The sequence below is a fragment of the Pantoea sp. JV6 genome, from assembly GCF_025910055.1.
GTDB classification, from domain to species: Bacteria; Pseudomonadota; Gammaproteobacteria; order Enterobacterales; family Enterobacteriaceae; genus Pantoea; species Pantoea agglomerans.
Genome location: NZ_JAPCIM010000031.1, coordinates 1 through 1209, shown reverse-complemented (window position 1 = coordinate 1209; position 1209 = coordinate 1). Strand labels below are relative to the sequence as shown.

The window sequence follows — 1209 nt, the reverse complement described above, 5'->3', positions numbered from 1 at the left end:
TAAAATCGGCACCGAGCAGCAGGTGAACCAGCGCACGGCCAACAATCAGGACAGCCCGCAGGTGATCGCGCTGACCGACGGCGGCTTTCTGATTGTCTACGAGTCCAACGTTAACGGACTGGACAACAGCGGCGACGGCGTGATGGCGCGCCGCTACGGCGCCGACGGCCAGGCGGTGACCGACGAGTTCCAGGTGAACACCACCTACAGCGGTGCACAGAACCGTCCGGGTGCGATGGCAACCGCCGACGGCGGCTACATCATCAGCTGGGAAGACCAGGGCACAGGCATCGTGCAGCGCAGCTACGGGGCGGATAACCAGCCGGTGACGGGCGAAGTGACGGTGGCAACCGGCAAGGGCATGGGCAGCTCCGGCGGGCCGGAAATGGCGGCCTTTACCGATGCGGCGCACGGCGGCATGTACGTGACCGTGTGGAACGCCACCAGCGGTCCGGGTGACACCAGCGGCAGCGGGGTTGTCGGGCAGATTTTTGCCGCAGACGGCACGCCACTGGGGGGGAACTTCCAGGTGAACACCACCACGGACAGCTCCCAGAACTATCCGGACGTTATCACCCTGAACGACGGCAGCATCGTGGTGTTCTGGGACAGCAGCGACAGCGGCACCAGCAACTCTGACATCCGCGCAGTGCACTACCGCGTGGATGCCGCCACCGGAACGCTGACGCTGGTCGGCAGCGGTGACTTCATCGTCAACAGCTACACCAGCGGCAAGCAGTATAAGCCGGTCGGCGTGGCGCTGGATGATGGCGGCTACCTGCTTATCTGGGGCTCCGAAGGCGGCGACGGGGATGGCTCGGCCATCTACGCACAGCGCTTTGATGCGAACGATAACAGGGTGGGACGCGAGTTCCTGGTGAACACCACCACGAGCGGCAACCAGGGTACCGGTGGCGACTCGGTGGATGCAACGCACATCTTTGACGCCGTGCTGACCGCGGACGGCAGCGTATACGTGACGTGGCAGTCGGACAACGTGGACGGTTCGGGAACCGGCATTGAAGGTATCGTGATTGACGTGGATGCGGCGTTCTACTCCGAGTACACGGTGAACACCACCACCACGGGAGCGCAGACGGTCTCGTCGGTAGCCAGCCTGCCGGACGGCGGCGCCATCGTGGTGTGGCAGTCGGCGAGCGGAGACGGCTCCGGCAGCTGCGTCAAGGGTCAGCTGCTGGATGCGAAAGG

At 64.6% G+C, this 1209-nt stretch carries 1 protein-coding gene; it reads left to right on the top strand.

Annotated features, from left to right (window positions below; genetic code table 11):
* The coding region (locus OK412_RS23390; RefSeq protein ID WP_264353662.1) for a hypothetical protein at nt 1–1209 on the top strand (1209 nt) is incomplete at both ends.